The sequence below is a fragment of the Nocardia sp. CA-120079 genome (assembly GCF_050955745.1).
Lineage (GTDB): Bacteria > Actinomycetota > Actinomycetes > Mycobacteriales > Mycobacteriaceae > Nocardia.
In genome coordinates this window covers 933503-951531 of record NZ_CP192088.1, presented here as the reverse complement: position 1 = coordinate 951531, position 18029 = coordinate 933503, and the positions used below count along the sequence as shown (strand labels likewise).

Genomic DNA, 18029 nt, shown 5'->3' with positions numbered 1-18029 from the left:
AGCCGAGCGCCAGCGAGGCGCAGTCGTGAGCGGCTCCAAGAGGCCCCCACCAGCGCGGAAGATCGATCCGGCGCCGGAGGTCGATCTCGACTTTCCCCGTGAATGGATCGAGTTCGTGGATCCAGCAAACGACGAGCATGTGATCGTCGCGGATTTGACCTGGCTGCTGTCGCGCTGGACGTGTGTCTTCGGAACTCCGGCCTGTCAGGGAATTCTGAGCGACCGCCCCGATGACGGCTGCTGCTCGCACGGTGCGTTCCTCTCCGACAAGGACGACCGCAAGCGTCTGACCAATGCTGTGAAAATGCTCACACCGGGCGACTGGCAGCTGATGGACGAGGCGACCGATGCCGAGGGCAAGATCACCAAGAAGGGCTATCTGGAGCTCGACGAACTGGAGGACGAGCCCGCCCTGCGCACCCGCCGCTTCGACGGCGCCTGCATTTTCCTGAACCGCCCCGGCTTCGAGGGCGGCGTCGGCTGCGCGCTGCACACCATGGCGCTGCGCAAGGGCATCGAGCCGCTCGAGGTGAAGCCGGATGTGTGCTGGCAGCTGCCGATCCGGCGCACCCAGGATTGGGTGGAGCGCCCAGACGGTATGCAGATCCTGAAGACCACCATCACCGAATACGACCGGCGCGGCTGGGGTCCCGGCGGCGAAGACCTGGACTGGTACTGCTCCGGCTCCCCCGACGCGCATGTCGGCGCCCGCCCGGTGTGGCAGTCCTACGCTCCCGAGCTGAAGGAATTGCTCGGCGTACCCGCCTACGAAGAGCTGGCCAGGCACTGCAAGCGGCGCGAGGGACTCGGCCTCATCGCGATCCATCCCGCGACCGTGCATGCCGACCGGATGAAATCCGACCAACCCATCGCCGACCAGTCGGCGTGAGCCTTGCATTGCGGGCGATTCACCTGCCCGCCATGCGGGCTTTACTCATATGCGGTTGGATGTGCGGTCATGTTGAAGAAAGCCCTGACCCTGACCGCCATCGCGCTCGGCGCCACCGCCGCACTGACCGGTGCCGCGCATGCCGAACCCAACGGCGACCCGGCCAAATACGCCGATTTCACCGCCGACTTCCTGCCAGCCAACACCCCCGAGGCGATCAACGCTCAGGCGAACGGCAAGAACCTGATCATGAGCCCGTACGGCGTCACCCACACCATCGCGTGCCGCGGCACCAGCGCGGCCGACGTCTACGAATGCATGCAGGAAGACGATCTCGGCTGGATCACCCTGCACAAGCAGGACGTCCCCGGCCTCGGGCCCACCTGGGTCTACCTGCCCTGATTCGGACGCACGCAGCAGACGTCGAGGTTGTCGGGGCCTCGGCGGCTGCGCTTTGTAGGAACTTTCAGGGGGCGGCGGTCAAGCCTCGAGCTTGTAGCCGAGGCCGCGGACGGTGACGAGGTGCTCCGGCTTGGCCGGATCGCCCTCGATCTTCGAGCGCAACCGCTTGACGTGCACGTCGAGGGTCTTGGTGTCGCCGACGTAGTCGGCGCCCCAGACCCGGTCGATCAGCTGACCCCGGGTCAGCACTCGCCCGGAATTGCGCAGCAGATATTCGAGCAGATCGAATTCCTTCAACGGCAGGGTGACCTGCCTGCCGTTGACGTGCACGGTGTGGCGGTCGACATCCATCCGGACCGGTCCGGCCTCGAGCACACCGCTCTCATTGCCGCCGTCGAGTTCATCGCCCGCGCCGCGGCGCAGCACGGCCCGGATGCGGGCGATCAGTTCGCGCGCCGAGTACGGCTTGGTGACGTAGTCGTCGGCGCCGAGCTCCAGGCCGACCACCTTGTCGATCTCGCTGTCGCGCGCGGTGACCATGATCACCGGTACGCCGCTGCGAGTGCGCAGCTGTTTACACACGTCGGTGCCGCTCATGCCGGGCAGCATGAGGTCGAGCAACACGATATCGGCGCCGGAGCGGTCGAATTCGGCGAGCGCGGACGGTCCGTCACCGACCACGGTGACCTCGAATCCCTCCTTGCGCAGCAGGAACGCGAGCGGATCGGCCAGCGACTCCTCATCTTCGACGATCAGAACACTCGTCATCTGCGTGCCTCCACACCATTCGGTCTGCCCGGCCCCGTGGGGCGCGGGTGTGTTTCTCTCATGCTCACCGCGGAACCGTCGACATCCTCTTCGCCGCCGGCTTCATGGTGGGCAGGTATTCGCAGGGTGAACGTCGATCCGGTGCCGAGCTTGCTCCACAGGGTGATTTCACCGTTGTGGTTGGCCGCCACGTGCTTGACGATAGCCAGGCCGAGCCCGGTACCACCGGTGGCACGCGAGCGCGCCTTATCGGATCGGAAGAATCGTTCGAAGACCCGCTCCTGGTCTTCCTTGGCGATACCGATGCCGCGATCGGTCACGGCCATCGCGACGTGATCGCCGCGCAGTGAGCGGCTCACCGAAACGTGGGAGCCCGCGAGTGAGTACGCGATCGCGTTCTCCACCAGGTTGGACAGTGCGGTGACGAGCAGGGTTTCGTCGCCGAGTACCTCGAGTCCGCTCGGGCGATCGGTGCTGACGGTGATGCCCGCGGCCTCGGCGGCGGTTCGGGAGCGATCGACCGCCTGCGTGACCACGGAGTCGACGTCGACCACCTCGAGCTCGGGTAGCTTTTCCGCACCCTGTAGTCGCGAGAGCGCGATCAACTCGGTCACCATCTTGCCCAGGCGCCGGGATTCACCGAGTACGCGCTGACCGAAGTGCCGGACCGCGTCGGGATCTTCGGCGGATTCCAGCATGGCCTCGGCCAGCAGGCTCATCGCGCCGACCGGAGTCTTGAGTTCATGGCTGACATTGGCGACGAAGTCGCGGCGGGTGGCCTCCATGCGGGCCTGCTCGGAATCGTCGTCGGCGAACAGCACCGTGAAACTGGTCTCTTCGCGCGATAGCTGTCTGGCCACTCCGCGCACCGCGATCCGGCTGCGGCCGGGCATCGGCTTCTCCGCGGTGAGATCGAATTCGGTGGATTCGCCGGTGGCGAGTACCTTCTCCACCGCGGCCCAGGCGCGTTCGTCGAGCAGCCGGTTGCGAACCAGGCCCAGTTCCTCGGCGCGCGGATTGACCAGCACCACATCGCGGTATTCGTCCACGACCGCGATTCCGCTCTCGGAGGCGAGCACGATCAGGTCGAGCACCTGGGACATGGTGAGACCGGAATCCGCCTGTCTGCGGGCGGCCTGCCTGGCGTTCATGAACGGGATAAGTAGCCCACCGACTGCCAGGCCGACGACAGCCGCGAGGACTGCCAGTAGGACGGCCTGGGGAACACTCACACTTGAATCGTACGGTCGCCAACCGACAACCCAACTCGGGGTACGCGAAGTTTCGCGCAGGTCATGGGCACTTCCAGGCCCGTTAGCCGCTTGTTTACGCGTTGTTCGCGCGCGAGAGTCCGGATCGTTTTCACTCCGGCGAATCCGACATTGCCGACCGCACCGAGTCGCCGTGGCTGTCGACCCATTCGCCGAGGGCGTAGATCGGAATGAGCAGATCGCGTCCGGCTTCGGTCAGTTCGTATTCGACGCGGGGCGGGGCCTCGGCGTAGCGGTGGCGCTCGATGAGGGTCATGGTCTGCATGCGGCGCAATGTCTGGGTGAGCATCTTCTGGCTGATGCCGCCGATGGCCATGCGCAGGTCGCCGGGACGCATCGGGCCGTCGCGCAGCATATAGACGATGACCGAGAGCCAGCGGTTGCCGAACAGGTCGACGCCGAGGCGGGCCGGACAGTCGGCTTCGTAGTCGCCATAGGGCGCGAATTCCACGGGTTCGGCGTGTTCGACCGTCATGACACCAGCCTGCCATCGTCGTTGCGCACCTTCGGGTGCCTATCGAAATCCCTAGCGTCGGTGCCGAATACATCCCGAACCAGGAGTTGATATGCGAATCGGAATCATCGGGGCGGGCGCGATGGCGAAGGCACTCGGCGGCGGCTGGGCCGCGGCCGGGCACGAGGTCGTCATCGGCGCTCGGTCCCGTGCGGCCGCGGATGCGCTGGCAGCAACCATCGGGCACGGAGCGCGGGGCGGAAGTGTCGGCGTGGCTGCCGAATTCGGGGCGGTCGTGCTGTTGGCACTGCCGGTAAGTGCCCTTGACGAAGTACTGGGTGAAATCCGCGGCGAACTTGCCGGCCGGACGGTGATCGACTGCACCAATGCGTTCCTCCCGGACGAGGCCGCGCCGCAAGGAGTTCTGGCTTTCGTACTGTCCGAGGACGCGGTCGCCGCTCGCATCGCGGCGACGGTTCCCGAGGCGAACGTGGTGAAGGCGTTCAACGTATGTGCCGCCGAGGTGTGGGAATCACCGGCCCGCGTCTTCGAGGACCGCAGGCTGGCGGTGCCGATCTGCGGTGACGATGCCGCCGCGGTGCAACAGGTCGCCGCGCTGGCGGAAGATCTCGGGCTGCAACCGATGTCGGCGGGCGGACTACATCGCGCCAAATATCTCGAGGCCACCTCGGTCTTCACCGTCGGCCTCTGGTTCGGCGGCGCGGATGCCCGCGCGGTCTTCCCGCCGTTGGAAGCGGCATTCGCCGTGGCCGACTAGCGACCGGACCCGGTCCGAGCGTGCACGACCGCCCATACCCCGCGGATTCGAGCTTGAATGCGCGAGAGGTGCACGCTCGGGCCGGATACGGCTTACCAGCCCGGGTTGCCCCGCACCGGAAGATTCACGAAACTCGGCCGATTCGGATCAAGTTGCACGTGTTGTGGTTTCAGACCCGTATCGATCAGCATCGGCAGTACCGGCAGGCCCTTCGGGAAGTTGCCCGCGAAGACATCCACGCGCAGGCGATGGCCCGGCTGCAGAATCGCCTCGGTGGCGGGCAGGGTGATATCGAGGGTCGTCTCCTCCCCCGGCACGGTCGGCTGACGCTGGTCCAACGATGTATAGGGCCGCGGATCGGTGTAATCGCCACTGGCGGAACGGGTGCTGTTCGCCTCGTCGACCTGACGCAGCGACGCCATCAACTGGCCGGAGGAGAGCACGGTGGACTGACCGTCCGGCGCGACATCGTTCACCGTGACCACCCAGTAGCCATCGGTCCCATCCTGAACGGTATCGAGGTGCACGGCGATTCGGCCGGAGATGGTGGTCGGTTCGGCGACCGGGTCGCTGGTGAAGGTGAGCCCGTTCAGCTCGGCGATCCGGGAGTCCTTGGCGCAGCCATCGATGATCGAGAGGAAACCCGCACTACCCTGCGCTGCGTCGTTGGAGCACAGGGTAGTCAGGCCTGGCGCGACGGTGAGCCGCGCCGAGTCCGGGCTCGCGGCGGCGAGCAATGATCCGTCGTTCAGGCTGTTCGCGGTGCCACTTCGGTTGGCGGACAGGTACATTCGGCGATATTCGGCATCCTGGGCACCGGCCTGCGGATCCGCGAACGAGTCGGTGGTGATCCAGCCGCCGCCCTGCTGCCGCAAGGTGATCGGGCCGTACTGATCGATGCCGTTGTCGATTCCCTTGAGCCACTTGTCGAACCACGCGCGTTGCAGCACATCCAGGCGCGGCGGCAGGCCGGGCTTGCCGTATTCGTTGCCCGAGCTGATGTGGTACGTATTGCCCATCAGCAGCTGTTTCCGGCCCGCGGGCAGCGGAATCTCGTTGTAGATCTTGGATTCGGAGTAGGTGAACAGATCGTGCCAGCCACCGGTGACGAAGGTGGGCACCTGGATCTGGCCCGGATCGCTGAGCCAGGCCGCGCGCGACGCCGACGAACCGGTCAGCAGTTCCTTGGCGCGCGGGTCCAGATCCTCGATCCGGGTGGTGCTGTAGACATTGAGCAGCACATCCATGAAGGTGAACGGATCCTTCGCGCGATCCGCGAGCCACTTCATATCGAACTGCCCGTTGAGTATCGACGCCACATCCGGAACCAGCTTGAGGCCGTTGATCGCGGTCAGCCACAGCGGAATGAAGTTGAAGCCGAATCCGCCGCCGGGTGCGAGCACGTCGTTGACCAGGTCACTGCCGGGCACTACCGGGAAGATCGCCTGCAGTGCGGGCGGATGCATCGCGGCGACCTGGATCTGGTTGATGCCCGAATAGGACAGGCCGTTCATGCCGATGCGGCCGTCGGACCACGGCTGACGCGCGGCCCAGTCGATGACTTCGTAGGTGTCCTGCTGTTCACGCTGACGCAGCATGTCCCAGGTGCCCTGGGAGAAACCGGTGCCGCGCACGTCGACCACGACCTGGGTGTATCCGCTCTTGATGAGCTGGCGGTCGACGGCGAAGTTGCGTAGTTCGCCGCCGCCGAAGGATTTGGTCAGATCGGTGACGCCGGACAGCGGGGTGCCGCTGAGGTCGATCCGGCGGAACAGCTCGATCAGCGCATCGGACAGACCCGGAATGGACATGGCGCTGTCGGCGATGTTCGAGACCAGTTTGGTGTACGGCGTCAGATTCACCACCGTGGGCGTCGGGGTGTCGATCGGCCGACCCGCCGCATCCGCCGGACGGTACACATTGCCCTTCAGGACGGTGCCGTCGCTCATGGTGATCGGCACATCCCACTGAATATGCACATTCGGGTACTGCTGGGGTCCGTCCTCGGTCGCGGCCCAGGCGGTGCCGGCCGCGCCACCGTCGGGACCGGACGGCGCCGATGTAGCGATCGCGCTCTGGGTGACGAATGGAATGAGCACCGCCGTGGCGACTGCCGCCACGGTGGCACGCAACATTGTCTGCATCAGGGGTGATCCGCCTCTCGGACTGATCGAACGACCAGAGTTTACATACCGACGAGTAGGTTCGAACTGGGGCTACTTAGATCGTGGAAAGAATGCCAGTTCACATATGGCATCTGACTTCGCATAATGCCTGCACGACGCCGAGGAAGACCACGCCATTCTGCAGAATTCACACTAACCCAGACGATCACAGCTAACCGACCGCGACCCGCGCACCGACCCAATTCCGATCGAGACGAACAGCGCGACCTCGCAACCGGATCAGGTGTGTCCTGCCGAGACACGACAACGCGCCGCGATCGAGGCCGGTCGCGGCGCGTTTGTATCGAGGTAGGTGCTTATTTGCCGCCCTGGCTGGCGACGGCCGCGGCCCCCGCGGCGGCGGCCTCGGGGTCCAGGTATTCGCGCGGACGAACCGGGCGCAAGTTCTCGTCCAGCTCATAGCGCAGCGGAATGCCGGTGGGGATGTTCAGCCCGGCGATATCGTCATCGGAGATCCGGTCCAGGTGCTTGACCAGCGCGCGCAGCGAATTGCCGTGCGCCGCAACGAGAACGGTCTTGCCCGAGAGCAGATCCTTGGAGATGGTCGACTCCCAGTACGGGACCATCCGGTTCACCACGTCGAGCAGGCATTCGGTCTTGGGGACGTCGATACCGTCGTAGCGCGGATCGCTGTCCTGGCTGTACTCGTTGGACGGGTCGATCGGCGGCGGCGGCGTGTCGTAGCTGCGCCGCCACAGCATGAACTGATCGTCGCCGTACTGGTCGCGGACCTGCGCCTTGTTCTTACCCTGCAGATCGCCATAATGGCGCTCGTTCAGGCGCCAGTCGCGCACGACCGGGATCCAGTGCCGGTCGGCGGCGTCCAGCGCGATGTTCGCGGTGCTGATCGCGCGCCGCAGCACGGAGGTGTAGACGATATCGGGCAGAATCCCGTGTTCGGCCAACAGTTCCCCGGCGCGCTTGCCCTCGGCGATGCCCTTGTCGGTCAGGTGCACATCCACCCAACCGGTGAAAAGGTTCATGGCATTCCATTCGCTCTCGCCGTGGCGCAGCAACACGAGGGTGTACGTCATGCAGGCCATTCTGGCATGTGCGCGAACCGGGCTCGCATCCGTTCCCACTGCTCAGGAGATGGCATCGGCCGTATCGTGGCCGGCGGCGAGCACACCCGCGCCAACCAGGGTGGCGCCATTGGTGATTCGCGACGGCACCACCTGCAGCTCGTGCAGGAAGTCCAAACCCGCGTGCCGGGTCAGTGCCGCGCGCAGCGGTTCCCACAGGGGTTCGCCCGACTGCGCGAAGCCGCCGCCGATCACCACCCGATCGATATCGAGCGTCGAGGCCGCGGAGGCAATGGCCGTGCCGAGGGCGGTTCCGGCCCGATGCAGCGCGGCGAGTGCGATCTCGTTGCCGGTGTGCGCGGCCTTCGCCAGCCCGGCGCCGGTCTCGCCGCGCCACCCCTGTTCGCGCGCCCAGCGCACCGATGACATACCGCTGGCGATCGCCTCGACGCAGCCGACGCCGCCGCATTCACACGGGACATCCCAACCCGGCACCACGATATGGCCGACGTGTCCGGCATTGCCGGTGCGCCCGAGCACCACCCGACCGTCGGCGATGATGCCGCCGCCGATGCCCGAGGAGACCGTCATGGCCAGGCCGTTCGGAATGCCACGCAGCGCGCCGACGTGATGTTCGGCCAGGGCAAGGCAGGCACCATCGATGGCGAATCGCACTGCGGCGGAAGGAAACAGCCGCTGCACCTCGGCCACGACCGGAAAGCCTGGCTTCCATTCCGGAATGTTCAGCGGACTGGTGACACCGGTGCGCACATCGACCGGTCCGGCCGAACCGATCCCGATCGCCGAGACCGTCGCGTCACCGGCCACCTCCAGCAGCAGGTCGCGGCACGCCGCCCACACCGATTCCCGCGGCACATCGACCCGCCGCACATCGCGAACCTTCCGGCCCCCGTAGACCACCCCGGCGGCGAATTTCGTCGCACCGATATCCAGAGCAAGAACCATCATCGCCGGGCTGCCTTCCTGTACCTCGCGGCCCCATTCCCACAGCGCGATTGTCGCCTACTTCGAGCGCCCGTACTCCAGCCTTCGTCCAACACCCCTTGTCCGCCCCGCTATCGGAGGTGTGCTCTGGCTCAGGACCGGCTCAGGGCTGGTCTGCGGCCTCGACCAGATGCTCGAAGGCACGCAGGTTCTGCAAGGATTCGCCGCGCGATACCCGCCACTTCCATTCCCGGCGAATGGATTCGGCGAAGCCGAGTTCCAGCAGGACATTGAAGTCGGCGTCGACGGCCTCGAGGATCTGGCCGAAGATCCGATCCAGTTCATCGGAGGTGACAGCATGGGTGGCCATGCGGCCGACCAGATAGATATCGCCGACACGGTCCAGGGTGTAGGCCACACCGTAGAGGCGGCGGTTGCGACGCAGCAGGAATTTGTAGACGCCCTCGAAGTTCTCGTCGGGCTTGCGGCAGACGAACGATTCGATCCGCAGTCCGTGCTTGCCGACGGTGAGCATCACGGTGGTCTTGAGTTTGCGCTCACCGGGCAGGATGACGACGAACGTCTCCTGGCTGGGATGGGTGTACTCGATTTCGCGCTCGCGCAGCGTTTCGTCGATCAGCTGTGCGGTCGCAGCTGGCGTGCTCATCGGTGCGCTCCCGTCCGGCGCCGCCACAGCGCCCGCGATCTGGCCTGACTGATCTCGCCGAGGAGAACAGCACTGCGTTCACCGGTGAGGCTAGTGCGTTCCTCCGGCAGCTCGGCCCGCGCGGCCTCGAAGACCTTGCGGCGGCCCGCACCGAGACCGGCGCGCACCGCACGGAAATCGGCCAGCGCCGCCGAATAGCTGGCGAGCAGTCCGTCCGCGGTGTGCTCCCAGGAGAAATGCCCGGCGTGCTCGACCGCGCGCAAACCCATCCGACGTAGTCGCTCGCCGTCGTCGAGCAGATGGCCGAGGGCATCGGCCCAGTCCGGAGTCCGATGCCCGGGGACGAGCAGGCCGGTCTCACCGTGACGCACGGCGGTGCCGAGTCCGCCGACATCGGCCGCGAGTACCGGGGTGCCACTGGCCTGCGCCTCGATGGCGACCAGACCGAAGGATTCGTTGTAGCTGGGCACCGCGACCAGGTCGGCGGCGCGATACACCTGGACCAGGCGATCCGGCGGCTGCGGTGGCAGGAAGGTGACGTGCTCGGCGATGCCGAGCGCGGCCGCGAGTTCGATCAGTGAATCGGGACGCTCCAGTCCGGTGCCGGACGGGCCGCCGACGATGAGCACCCGCAGCTTGCGCGCCGGGTCGCGGTGCAGCAGCTCGGCGGCCGCGCGGACCAGCACATCCGGGGCCTTGAGCGGTTGGATGCGGCCGATGAACGCGACCATCCGCTCGTCGGTGGCCAGGCCCAATGCGGCTCGGGCCGCGGCCTTTTCACCGGGACAGTAGCGAGTCAGATCCGCGCCGGGCGGCACCACATCGATGCGCTCGGGATCGGCGCCGTACAGCTCGATGAGCTGGCGCGCCTCCTCCGCGGTATTTGCGACCATGCGATCGGCCTCGGCGATCACCTGCTTCTCGCCGATCTCGCGGGTCGCGGGTTCGGGGCAGTCGCCCTCGGCCAGCGCCGCGTTCTTCACCGCCGCCAAGGTGTGCGCGGTGTGCACCAGCGGCACCCGCCAGCGGTCGCGCGCCAGCCAGCCGACCTGACCGGACAGCCAGTAGTGCGAATGGACGAGGTCGTAGTGTCCGGGCTGATGTCTGGCCTCTTGGCGCAGCACCTCGGCCGTGAACGGGCACAGCTGGGTCGGCAGGTCGTGCTTGTCCAGCCCCTCGAACGGGCCCGCCACCACATTGCGCACCAGAACCCCCGGGGCGGCCTCCTGGACCGGCGGGACGTTCGAGGAGGTGGCCCGGGTGAAAATCTCTACCTCGGTGCCGCGTCGGGCCAGCTGAATGGCGGTTTGCAGGATATACACGTTCATGCCGCCTGCATCGCCGGTACCCGGTTGAGCAAGTGGTGAGGTGTGCACCGATAACACGGCGATCCGATTCGGCCGTAGGTCCGGGCGTTGACTCACACCATCCATAGTGCACGTTGAATTGCCCAACCCAGACGCCGTAACCGGGCCGAGTGACAGTCGTCACAGCAGTTTCGTGAGGGTTCTCACGCGCGGTGCAAATATCTGCCCGCCGCTGATCTCGGCACCGGGACACGACAAGTCTGCTCGAGCCGAGCGTGCGGCGCCAGCGAATTTCGGACGGCTAATTCAGACCGTCGACGAACGCACTCACCTCGGCGACGAAGCGGGCCCGATCCTCGATGAACAGCCCGTGCTGCGCGTCCTCCCAGAACGAACCGCGGCCGTCGGGCACCGCGTCGAGGATGTACCGCCCGTTCTCGATCGGCACGACCGGATCCTTGGTTCCGTGCAGGACCAGCACCGGAATGTCCAGGGCACGTAGCGTTTCGGTGTTGTCGACGGTCCGGTAGAACAGCGCCTTGCGCACCCGGGGCGGTGTGCCGAGGCTCGCACCGAAGATGCGCTGCGCATCGACGCCTTTGTCCGGACCGGGTCCGGTATTGGCATTGCCGAAGGCGCCGAACGCGCGCAACGCCCTACCCGCACTCTCCTCGAACACACCGGGAATGGCCTCCTGCATGGCCGAACCGGTCTCCGCACCGGGTGCGCGACCGATATTGGCCATCGAACCCGAGTAGATGACGCCCGCGACCGCGCCGGTGCCGTAGGCGGTCAGATAGTCGCTGATCACGATGCCGCCGTAGGACCAGCCGAGCAGCACCGCATCGGATCGGATGCCCTCGGCGGCGAGCACCGCGGCGATATCGGCGGCCCAGTTCTTCGGATCGTCGTAGCCGGTTTCCGGGGCGCCGGAGTAGCCGTGGCCGCGCAGGTCGACGGCGAGCACCCGGAAACGCTCGGCCAACTCGTCCGCGGCCGCGCCCCAGCACTGCAAATTGGCCGACCAACCGTGTACCAGCACCAGCGGCCTGCCGTCGACCGGGCCGCCGACCCGATAGACGATGCTCGTCCCGTCCGCACTGACCGCTTCCCGAATAGCCATGCCACCGAGGCTAACGGCGGCCGGTCCGGTGCGGGATCCTAGGATCGGGATCATGAGCATTCGCACTGCCGTCGTCACCGGAGCCAGCTCGGGAATCGGCGAGGCCACCGCCCGGGAACTCGCCAAACAGGGCTATCACGTGGTCGTCGGTGCGCGCAGGCTCGAACGGCTGCGGCGCCTCGCCGACGAAATCGGTGGCACCGCACTCGAACTCGATGTGACCTCGGACGATTCCGTTGGCGCGTTCACCGAAGCGATCGCGAACGCCGATGTGCTCGTCAACAATGCGGGCGGCGCGAAGGGTCTGGCACCGGTGGCCGAGGCGGATCTGGACGACTGGCGCTGGATGTGGGAAACCAATGTGCTCGGCACGCTGCGGGTGACCAAGGCGTTGCTGCCGAAGCTGATCGCCTCGGGCGACGGGCTCATCGTCACCATCACCTCGGTCGCCGCCTTCGAGGCCTACGACAACGGCTCCGGCTACACCTCGGCCAAGCACGCACAGGCCGTACTGCACCGCACATTGCGCGGCGAACTGCTCGGCCAGCCGGTGCGGCTCACCGAAATCGCGCCCGGCGCAGTGGAAACCGAGTTCTCGCTGGTGCGATTCGCCGGAGACGAGGAGCGTGCCGCCAAGGTGTACGAGGGCATTGATCCGCTGGTCGCGCAGGACATCGCGGAGATCATCGGGTTCGTGGCGTCGCGACCGTCCCATGTGAATCTGGACCAGATCATCGTCAAGCCCCGTGACCAGGCCGGTCCGGGACGCTTCGCTCGCCGCGGCTGACGGAATCGGCGATACTCATCTGAACGAGCGTTTCCCGATTGCTGCGAGTTCGCTCCGGCGTGGGCGAGCTATAGCATCGGGTGTTCGAAACGCATTTTGACCAGATTGGAGTAGCTCGGCTCATGCTCAAGGGTTTCAAAGATTTCCTGATGCGCGGGAACGTCATCGATCTCGCCGTCGCGGTGGTCATGGGTACCGCGTTCACCTCGGTGGTGACGGCGGTGACAAAGGGAATCATCAATCCGCTGCTCGCGGTATTGGGTAAGACCAATGAGCTGGGACTCGGCGTTCAGCTGGTCTCGGGTAAGCCGGCCACCTTCATCGCTATCGGGCCGATCATCACCGCGCTCCTCGACTTCGCGCTGATCGCGGCGGTGCTGTACTTCGTGCTGATGGTGCCGATGAAGACACTGAAGAACCGCTTCGGCACCGCCAAGGTGGCCGAGCCGTCCGAGATCGAATTGCTCATCGAAATTCGCGATCTGCTCGCCAAGCAGCACAAGGATGCGGTCGTCGACACCGAATCGTTCGGTGAGGACGGTTCGCTCGTCAAGGAGAACGCGCGGTAATCGCCACGCGCCGAATATGTTTCGCCCCCGCACGATTCTCCCGAGCGGGGGCGTTTTCATTCAGGCGCCGACGTATGCCGCCAGGTGTTCGCCGGTCAGGGTGGCGCGCTCGGCGACCAGGTCGGCGGGCGTGCCCTCGAAGACGATCTTGCCGCCGTCGTGGCCCGCGCCGGGACCGAGGTCGATGATCCAGTCGGCATGGGCCATTACCGCCTGGTGATGCTCGATGACGATGACCGACTTACCCGAGTCGACCAGCCGGTCGAGCAGGCCGAGCAGCTGTTCGACATCGGCGAGATGCAGGCCCGTCGTCGGCTCGTCGAGGACGTAGACGCCGCCCTTGTCCGCCATATGGGTGGCCAGCTTGAGCCGCTGCCGCTCGCCGCCGGACAGCGTGGTGAGCGGCTGACCGAGGGTGAGGTAGCCGAGCCCGACATCGGCGAGCCGGTCCAGGATCTTCTCCGCGGTCGGTGTGCGCGCCGCGCCGTCGCTGAAGAACTCCTGCGCCTCGGTCACCGACATCGCGAGTACCTCGCTGATATCGCGGCCGCCGAGGTGGTACTCGAGCACTGCGGCCTGGAACCGTTTGCCCTCGCATTCCTCACAGGTGGTGGCGACCCCGGCCATGACCGCCAGGTCGGTGTAGATGACGCCCGCGCCATTGCAATTGGGGCATGCGCCCTCGGAATTGGCGCTGAAAAGCGCTGGCTTGACGCCGTTTTCCTTCGCGAATGCCTTGCGGATCGGGTCGAGCAGTCCGGTGTAGGTCGCCGGGTTGCTTCGGCGGGAGCCGCGGATCGCGCCCTGATCGACCGACACCACATCCGCGGAGCGGCCGTCGAGCTGAGCCGCACCGGCCGGAATGGAGCCGTGCACCAGCGAGCTCTTGCCCGAACCCGCGACGCCGGTGATGACCGCGAGCACACCGAGCGGAATGTCTACATCGACATCCCGCAGGTTGTTGGTCGATGCACCGCGAATCTCCAACGCGCCGTTCGACTTTCGGACCGTCTTCTTCAGCGCCGCGCGGTCGTCGAAGTGGCGGCCGGTAATGGTGCCACTGCCGCGCAGCCCATCGACGCTGCCCTCGAAGCAGACGGTGCCGCCGCCGGTACCCGCGCCGGGACCCAGGTCGACGACGTGGTCGGCGATGACGATCGTCTCCGGCTTGTGCTCGACGACGAGCACCGTATTGCCCTTGTCCCGCAGCCGCAGCAGCAGTTCGTTCATCCGCTGGATGTCATGCGGGTGCAGCCCCGCGGTGGGCTCGTCGAATACGTAGGTGACGTCGGTGAGCGAGGAGCCGAGGTGGCGGATCATCTTGACGCGCTGCGCCTCACCACCCGACAGCGTGCCCGCGGGCCGTTCCAGCGACAGGTAGCCGAGTCCGATTTCCACGAACGAGTCGAGGGTGTGCCGCAGCGAGGTCAGCAGCGGCGCCACCGACGGCTCCTTCAGCCCGCTGACCCATTCGGCCAGATCGCTGATCTGCATGGCGCAGGCGTCGGCGATGCTGATGCCCTTGATCTTCGACGAGCGCGCCAGTTCGCTGAGCCGGGTGCCGTCGCATTCGGGGCAGATCTGGAAGGTGACCGCCCGCTCCACGAAGGCGCGGATATGCGGCTGCAGCGCGTCGACGTCCTTGGAAAGCATCGACTTGCGGATCCGCGGGATCAGGCCCTCGTAGGTCAGGTTGATGCCATCGACCTTGATCTTGGTCGGCTCTTTGTAAAGCAGATCGTTGAGTTCGCGCTTGTTGTACTTCTTGATCGGCTTGTCCGGATCGAAGAAGCCGCAGCCGGTGAAGATGCGGCCGAACCAACCGTCCATGCTGTAGCCGGGGATGGTGAGCGCACCCTCGTTCAGCGATTTGGTGTCGTCGTACAGCTGGGTCAGATCGATATCGTTGACCGACCCCCTCCCCTCACAGCGCGGACACATGCCGCCGGTGATGCTGAAGCTGCGGCGCTCCTTCACTGTCTTCCCGGCGCGCTCGATCGCGACCGCACCCGCGCCGCTGATCGAGGCGACATTGAAGGAGAAAGCCTGCGGCGAGCCGATATGCGGCTTGCCGAGTCGGCTGAACAGGATGCGCAACATGGCACTCGCGTCGGTGGCGGTGCCGACCGTGGAGCGCGGGTCGGCGCCCATGCGCTGCTGGTCGACGATGATCGCGGTGGTCAGCCCGTCGAGCACGTCGACCTCGGGACGCGCCAGCGTGGGCATGAAGCCCTGCACGAAGGTGCTGTAGGTCTCGTTGATCAGCCGCTGCGACTCCGCGGCGATGGTGTCGAATACCAGCGAACTCTTGCCCGAGCCGGAAACACCGGTGAACACCGTCAATCGGCGCTTCGGGATCTCGATGCTGATGTCTTTGAGGTTGTTCACGCGTGCGCCGAGCACGCGGATCAGATCGTGGCTGTCGGCAGCGTGAGCTTGCGTGTCCGTCTTCTCGGCCATAACTGATCGGTTCTCCATCTGGTTGCGCGGGCCGCATACGCGGTCTCCGTCGGAGTCGACTGGCTCGATCTAATCAGCTTCGAGCAGTGCGTTCGGTACTTCTGTTGTGGCAAATTCGCTCGCCATGGGGGTCGATACCGGTGGCTTGTGGCTGCCACCGGCGTCGAGCGCGGCGATTGTCAGAAGACTCAGCTCAACTGCTGGATACGGACCATGTTTCCGGCGGGATCGCGGAAGGCACAGTCGCGAACCCCGTATGGCTGATCGGTGGGCTCCTGGACGACCTCGGCATTGGTGGCCTGCACCTTCTCGAAGGTGGCGTCGACATCCTTGGTAGCCAACAGGATGCTGGCGTAGGTGCCCTTGGCCATCATCTCGGCGATGGTGCGGCGCTCGTCGTCGGTGATGCCGGGGTCGGCGGCCGGCGGGTGCAGGACGATGGATGTGCCCGGCTGGTCGACCGGGCCGACGGTGAGCCAGCGCATCCCGTTGAATCCGACGTCTTTGCGCAGCTCGAAGCCGAGGGCGTCGCGGTAGAAGGCCAGAGCGGCCTCCGGGTCGTCCTGTGGGAGGAAGCTCGCTTGAATGATGATGTCCATGGCGTTCACGCTAGTTGCCCCTAGTTGACCGGCGCTTCTCGATTCCTGATCGGTCTCGTCACCCGTTTCACGACGAGCGTCGGCAGATCCACCGTGGTGTGCTCGGCCTGCTCCCGGTAGGCGCTCGGCGGTATTCCGACCAGCTCGGTGAACCGTGTGCTGAAGGTGCCCAGCGACTGGCAGCCGACCGCGAAACAGACCTCGGTCACGCTGAGATCGCCACGCCGCAACAGCGACATCGCGCGCTCGATGCGCCGCGTCATCAGATAGGAGTACGGCGACTCGCCGTAGGCGAGCTTGAACTGGCGGCTCAGGTGACCGGCCGATATGTGCTCGTCGCGGGCCAGCCGCTCGACGTCGAGCGGCTGCGCGTACTCCCGGTCGATCCGGTCGCGGACCCGACGCAGGCGCGCGAGCTCGCGCAGGTTTTCCTCCGTGGCTGGTCTGCTGGTCACCTGACCGATCGTCGCATGTCGCGCCGGGTTTGCCTAGCTCAGCGACCGCCGGCGGGCAGCGGCGGCACCGGTGTCGCAGACACCGGATTCTTGGGTTCGCCCTGCAATGCCGACAACCCGGTCCAGGTATTCCAGTCGATGGTCCAGTCGTAGAGATCGCCGTCGGCGGCCGACAGCGCGATCGAGGTGCCGGTCACCTCGACCGGATCGCCGTAGAGCGCGGTCGGGAAGTAGGCCTGCGCGTCACTCGGCGACAGGTTGATGCAGCCGTTGGTGACATTCGAAGACCCCTGTGCCGAAAGGGATTCCGGATTGGCGTGGATGAATTCGCCATTGTTCGAGATGCGTACGGCCCAGCGTTCGCGAACATTGGTGTAGAACGGCGGATTCGACATCATGAAGTCTTCGTACTTCTCGGTGACGACGTGCACCCCGGAGCGGGTGACATTGCGCGCCTCATTGCCCTCGCCGTAGCTGACCGGGATATCGACGACAACCTGTCCGTCGCGCACGACCTGCATGCGATGGCTCGGTGCGCTGGCCTTGACGATCTGGCTGCGGCCGATGCGGAAATCCGAAGTGAGATCGGAATATCCATAGTTTCCGCCGCCGAGATCCAGGCCGTAGAGCTTGGCCACGACGTGCACGGTGGTGCCGGGCGCCCAGTAATCCTTCGGCCGCCAGTGCACGCGCGAGCCGCCGTTGTCGTCCGGGAACCAGGCCCACGCGCCCTCGGTCGGCGGATTGGTGGTGATGGTGAGCGCCTTCTCCACCGCGGCCTTGTTCTGCACAGATCCCTTGAACTGCAAGATGATCGGGGCGGCTATGCCGACTTCCTGGTTATCGGCGATATTGAGCGTCGCGGGGAAAGTGTTCTTCGGTGCCAGCGTGGTGAAGGCGCCGTCGATCGGGACCGGCTTGTGGTCGGTGCCGACCACGGTGCCGGACCAGGTGTATTTGGCGTCGTAGCCGAGCGGTTCGGTGGTCTGGTAGCTGTGCCTGTCCGCGGCGAGTTCGCCGGCGACCTGCTTGCCGTTGGCGTTGGTCAGCGCGATCTGATCGATGGTGCCGTCGGTGACGGTGACCGAGATCGGTGCGGTCGGATTGACGTTCTTGGCGTCGGCGCCCGGTGTCAGCGTGACCTTCGCGACGGGGGTGTTGTCTTTGGCGGAGTTGCTGTTTCCGCCTTTGTCGGATGTGCATCCGGCCACCAGCGCGACTACCACGAGCAGCACGGCGGAGACGGCGGCGGCCGGTCTGTGGATGACTGGACGATGGCTCACTTCATCGAATTTACGCGGCGAAAACCGTCCGACCGGCCTGCGAAGAGTGTGGTGTCCGTTTCAC

At 65.9% G+C, this 18029-nt stretch carries 18 protein-coding genes; 5 read left to right on the top strand and 13 right to left on the bottom strand.

From position 1 onward, the window contains the following. Positions 1 to 25 precede the first annotated feature (25 nt). Together ACQPYR_RS04555 and ACQPYR_RS04550 are read left to right on the top strand one after the other, a co-directional pair. On the top strand, positions 26 to 889 hold the full coding sequence (locus ACQPYR_RS04555; protein WP_433627990.1) for a hypothetical protein: 864 nt from the start codon (positions 26 to 28) through the stop codon (positions 887 to 889). A gap of 69 nt (positions 890 to 958) precedes the next feature. Further along, on the top strand, positions 959 to 1291 hold the full coding sequence (locus ACQPYR_RS04550; protein ID WP_387294332.1) for a hypothetical protein: 333 nt from the start codon (positions 959 to 961) through the stop codon (positions 1289 to 1291). A gap of 78 nt (positions 1292 to 1369) precedes the next feature. On the opposite strand, the gene ACQPYR_RS04545 is transcribed toward ACQPYR_RS04550, so the two are convergent. From ACQPYR_RS04545 to ACQPYR_RS04535, 3 genes are all read right to left on the bottom strand, one after another. Then, a complete protein-coding gene (locus tag ACQPYR_RS04545; RefSeq protein WP_040696229.1) occupies positions 1370 to 2059 on the bottom strand; it encodes a response regulator transcription factor in 690 nt (229 codons plus the stop codon). Further along, positions 2056 to 3291 (bottom strand): sensor histidine kinase, encoded by a 1236-nt coding sequence (locus ACQPYR_RS04540; RefSeq protein ID WP_433627986.1) that lies wholly within the window; start codon positions 3289 to 3291, stop codon positions 2056 to 2058. The genes ACQPYR_RS04545 and ACQPYR_RS04540 overlap by 4 nt, the downstream gene beginning before the upstream one ends. Before the next feature lie 130 nt (positions 3292 to 3421). Further along, positions 3422 to 3805 (bottom strand): winged helix-turn-helix transcriptional regulator, encoded by a 384-nt coding sequence (locus tag ACQPYR_RS04535; protein ID WP_433627983.1) that lies wholly within the window; start codon positions 3803 to 3805, stop codon positions 3422 to 3424. A gap of 91 nt (positions 3806 to 3896) precedes the next feature. Between ACQPYR_RS04535 and ACQPYR_RS04530 the strand changes: the two genes are divergently transcribed. Beyond that, a complete protein-coding gene (locus ACQPYR_RS04530; protein ID WP_433627981.1) occupies positions 3897 to 4562 on the top strand; it encodes an NADPH-dependent F420 reductase in 666 nt (221 codons plus the stop codon). Between the two features lie 92 nt (positions 4563 to 4654). On the opposite strand, the gene ACQPYR_RS04525 is transcribed toward ACQPYR_RS04530, so the two are convergent. The 6 genes from ACQPYR_RS04525 to ACQPYR_RS04500 form a co-directional block, all read right to left on the bottom strand. Further along, the gene (locus tag ACQPYR_RS04525; RefSeq protein WP_433627978.1) at positions 4655 to 6706 is read right to left on the bottom strand and encodes a CocE/NonD family hydrolase; all 2052 of its coding nucleotides are present in this window, start codon (positions 6704 to 6706) and stop codon (positions 4655 to 4657) included. Between the two features lie 338 nt (positions 6707 to 7044). Next, positions 7045 to 7782: a phosphoglyceromutase gene (locus tag ACQPYR_RS04520; RefSeq protein WP_433627976.1), complete on the bottom strand. Its 738-nt coding sequence runs from the start codon at positions 7780 to 7782 to the stop codon at positions 7045 to 7047. 51 nt (positions 7783 to 7833) lie between these two features. Further along, positions 7834 to 8739, bottom strand: coding sequence for an ROK family protein (locus tag ACQPYR_RS04515; RefSeq protein ID WP_433627974.1), 906 nt, complete (start codon positions 8737 to 8739; stop codon positions 7834 to 7836). A gap of 139 nt (positions 8740 to 8878) precedes the next feature. After that, positions 8879 to 9382, bottom strand: coding sequence for a YbjN domain-containing protein (locus ACQPYR_RS04510; RefSeq protein ID WP_433627971.1), 504 nt, complete (start codon positions 9380 to 9382; stop codon positions 8879 to 8881). Continuing rightward, a complete protein-coding gene (gene mshA, locus ACQPYR_RS04505; RefSeq protein WP_433627968.1) occupies positions 9379 to 10815 on the bottom strand; it encodes a D-inositol-3-phosphate glycosyltransferase in 1437 nt (478 codons plus the stop codon). Before mshA ends, ACQPYR_RS04510 begins: the two co-directional genes overlap by 4 nt. A 175-nt stretch (positions 10816 to 10990) precedes the next feature. After that, positions 10991 to 11812: an alpha/beta fold hydrolase gene (locus ACQPYR_RS04500; RefSeq protein ID WP_433627965.1), complete on the bottom strand. Its 822-nt coding sequence runs from the start codon at positions 11810 to 11812 to the stop codon at positions 10991 to 10993. A gap of 52 nt (positions 11813 to 11864) precedes the next feature. Between ACQPYR_RS04500 and ACQPYR_RS04495 the strand changes: the two genes are divergently transcribed. Both ACQPYR_RS04495 and mscL read left to right on the top strand, forming a co-directional pair. Beyond that, positions 11865 to 12599, top strand: coding sequence for an SDR family NAD(P)-dependent oxidoreductase (locus tag ACQPYR_RS04495; protein ID WP_433627963.1), 735 nt, complete (start codon positions 11865 to 11867; stop codon positions 12597 to 12599). Positions 12600 to 12721: 122 nt separating this feature from the next. Beyond that, entirely contained in the window at positions 12722 to 13168 is a 447-nt protein-coding gene (gene mscL, locus ACQPYR_RS04490) for a large conductance mechanosensitive channel protein MscL (RefSeq protein ID WP_433627960.1), read from the top strand. A gap of 60 nt (positions 13169 to 13228) precedes the next feature. Here mscL and ACQPYR_RS04485 read toward each other — a convergent pair whose 3' ends face one another. The 4 genes from ACQPYR_RS04485 to ACQPYR_RS04470 all read right to left on the bottom strand — a co-directional run bounded on the left by ACQPYR_RS04485 (position 13229) and on the right by ACQPYR_RS04470 (position 17965). Beyond that, on the bottom strand, positions 13229 to 15628 hold the full coding sequence (locus ACQPYR_RS04485) for an ATP-binding cassette domain-containing protein (protein ID WP_433627957.1): 2400 nt from the start codon (positions 15626 to 15628) through the stop codon (positions 13229 to 13231). Positions 15629 to 15816: 188 nt separating this feature from the next. Next, positions 15817 to 16227, bottom strand: a complete 411-nt coding sequence (locus ACQPYR_RS04480) for a VOC family protein (protein ID WP_364472274.1) — start codon at positions 16225 to 16227, stop codon at positions 15817 to 15819. A 20-nt stretch (positions 16228 to 16247) separates the two neighbouring features. Next, entirely contained in the window at positions 16248 to 16682 is a 435-nt protein-coding gene (locus tag ACQPYR_RS04475) for a helix-turn-helix transcriptional regulator (RefSeq protein WP_433627953.1), read from the bottom strand. 38 nt (positions 16683 to 16720) lie between these two features. Continuing rightward, the gene (locus ACQPYR_RS04470) at positions 16721 to 17965 is read right to left on the bottom strand and encodes a L,D-transpeptidase (protein WP_433627950.1); all 1245 of its coding nucleotides are present in this window, start codon (positions 17963 to 17965) and stop codon (positions 16721 to 16723) included. Positions 17966 to 18029 lie beyond the last annotated feature (64 nt).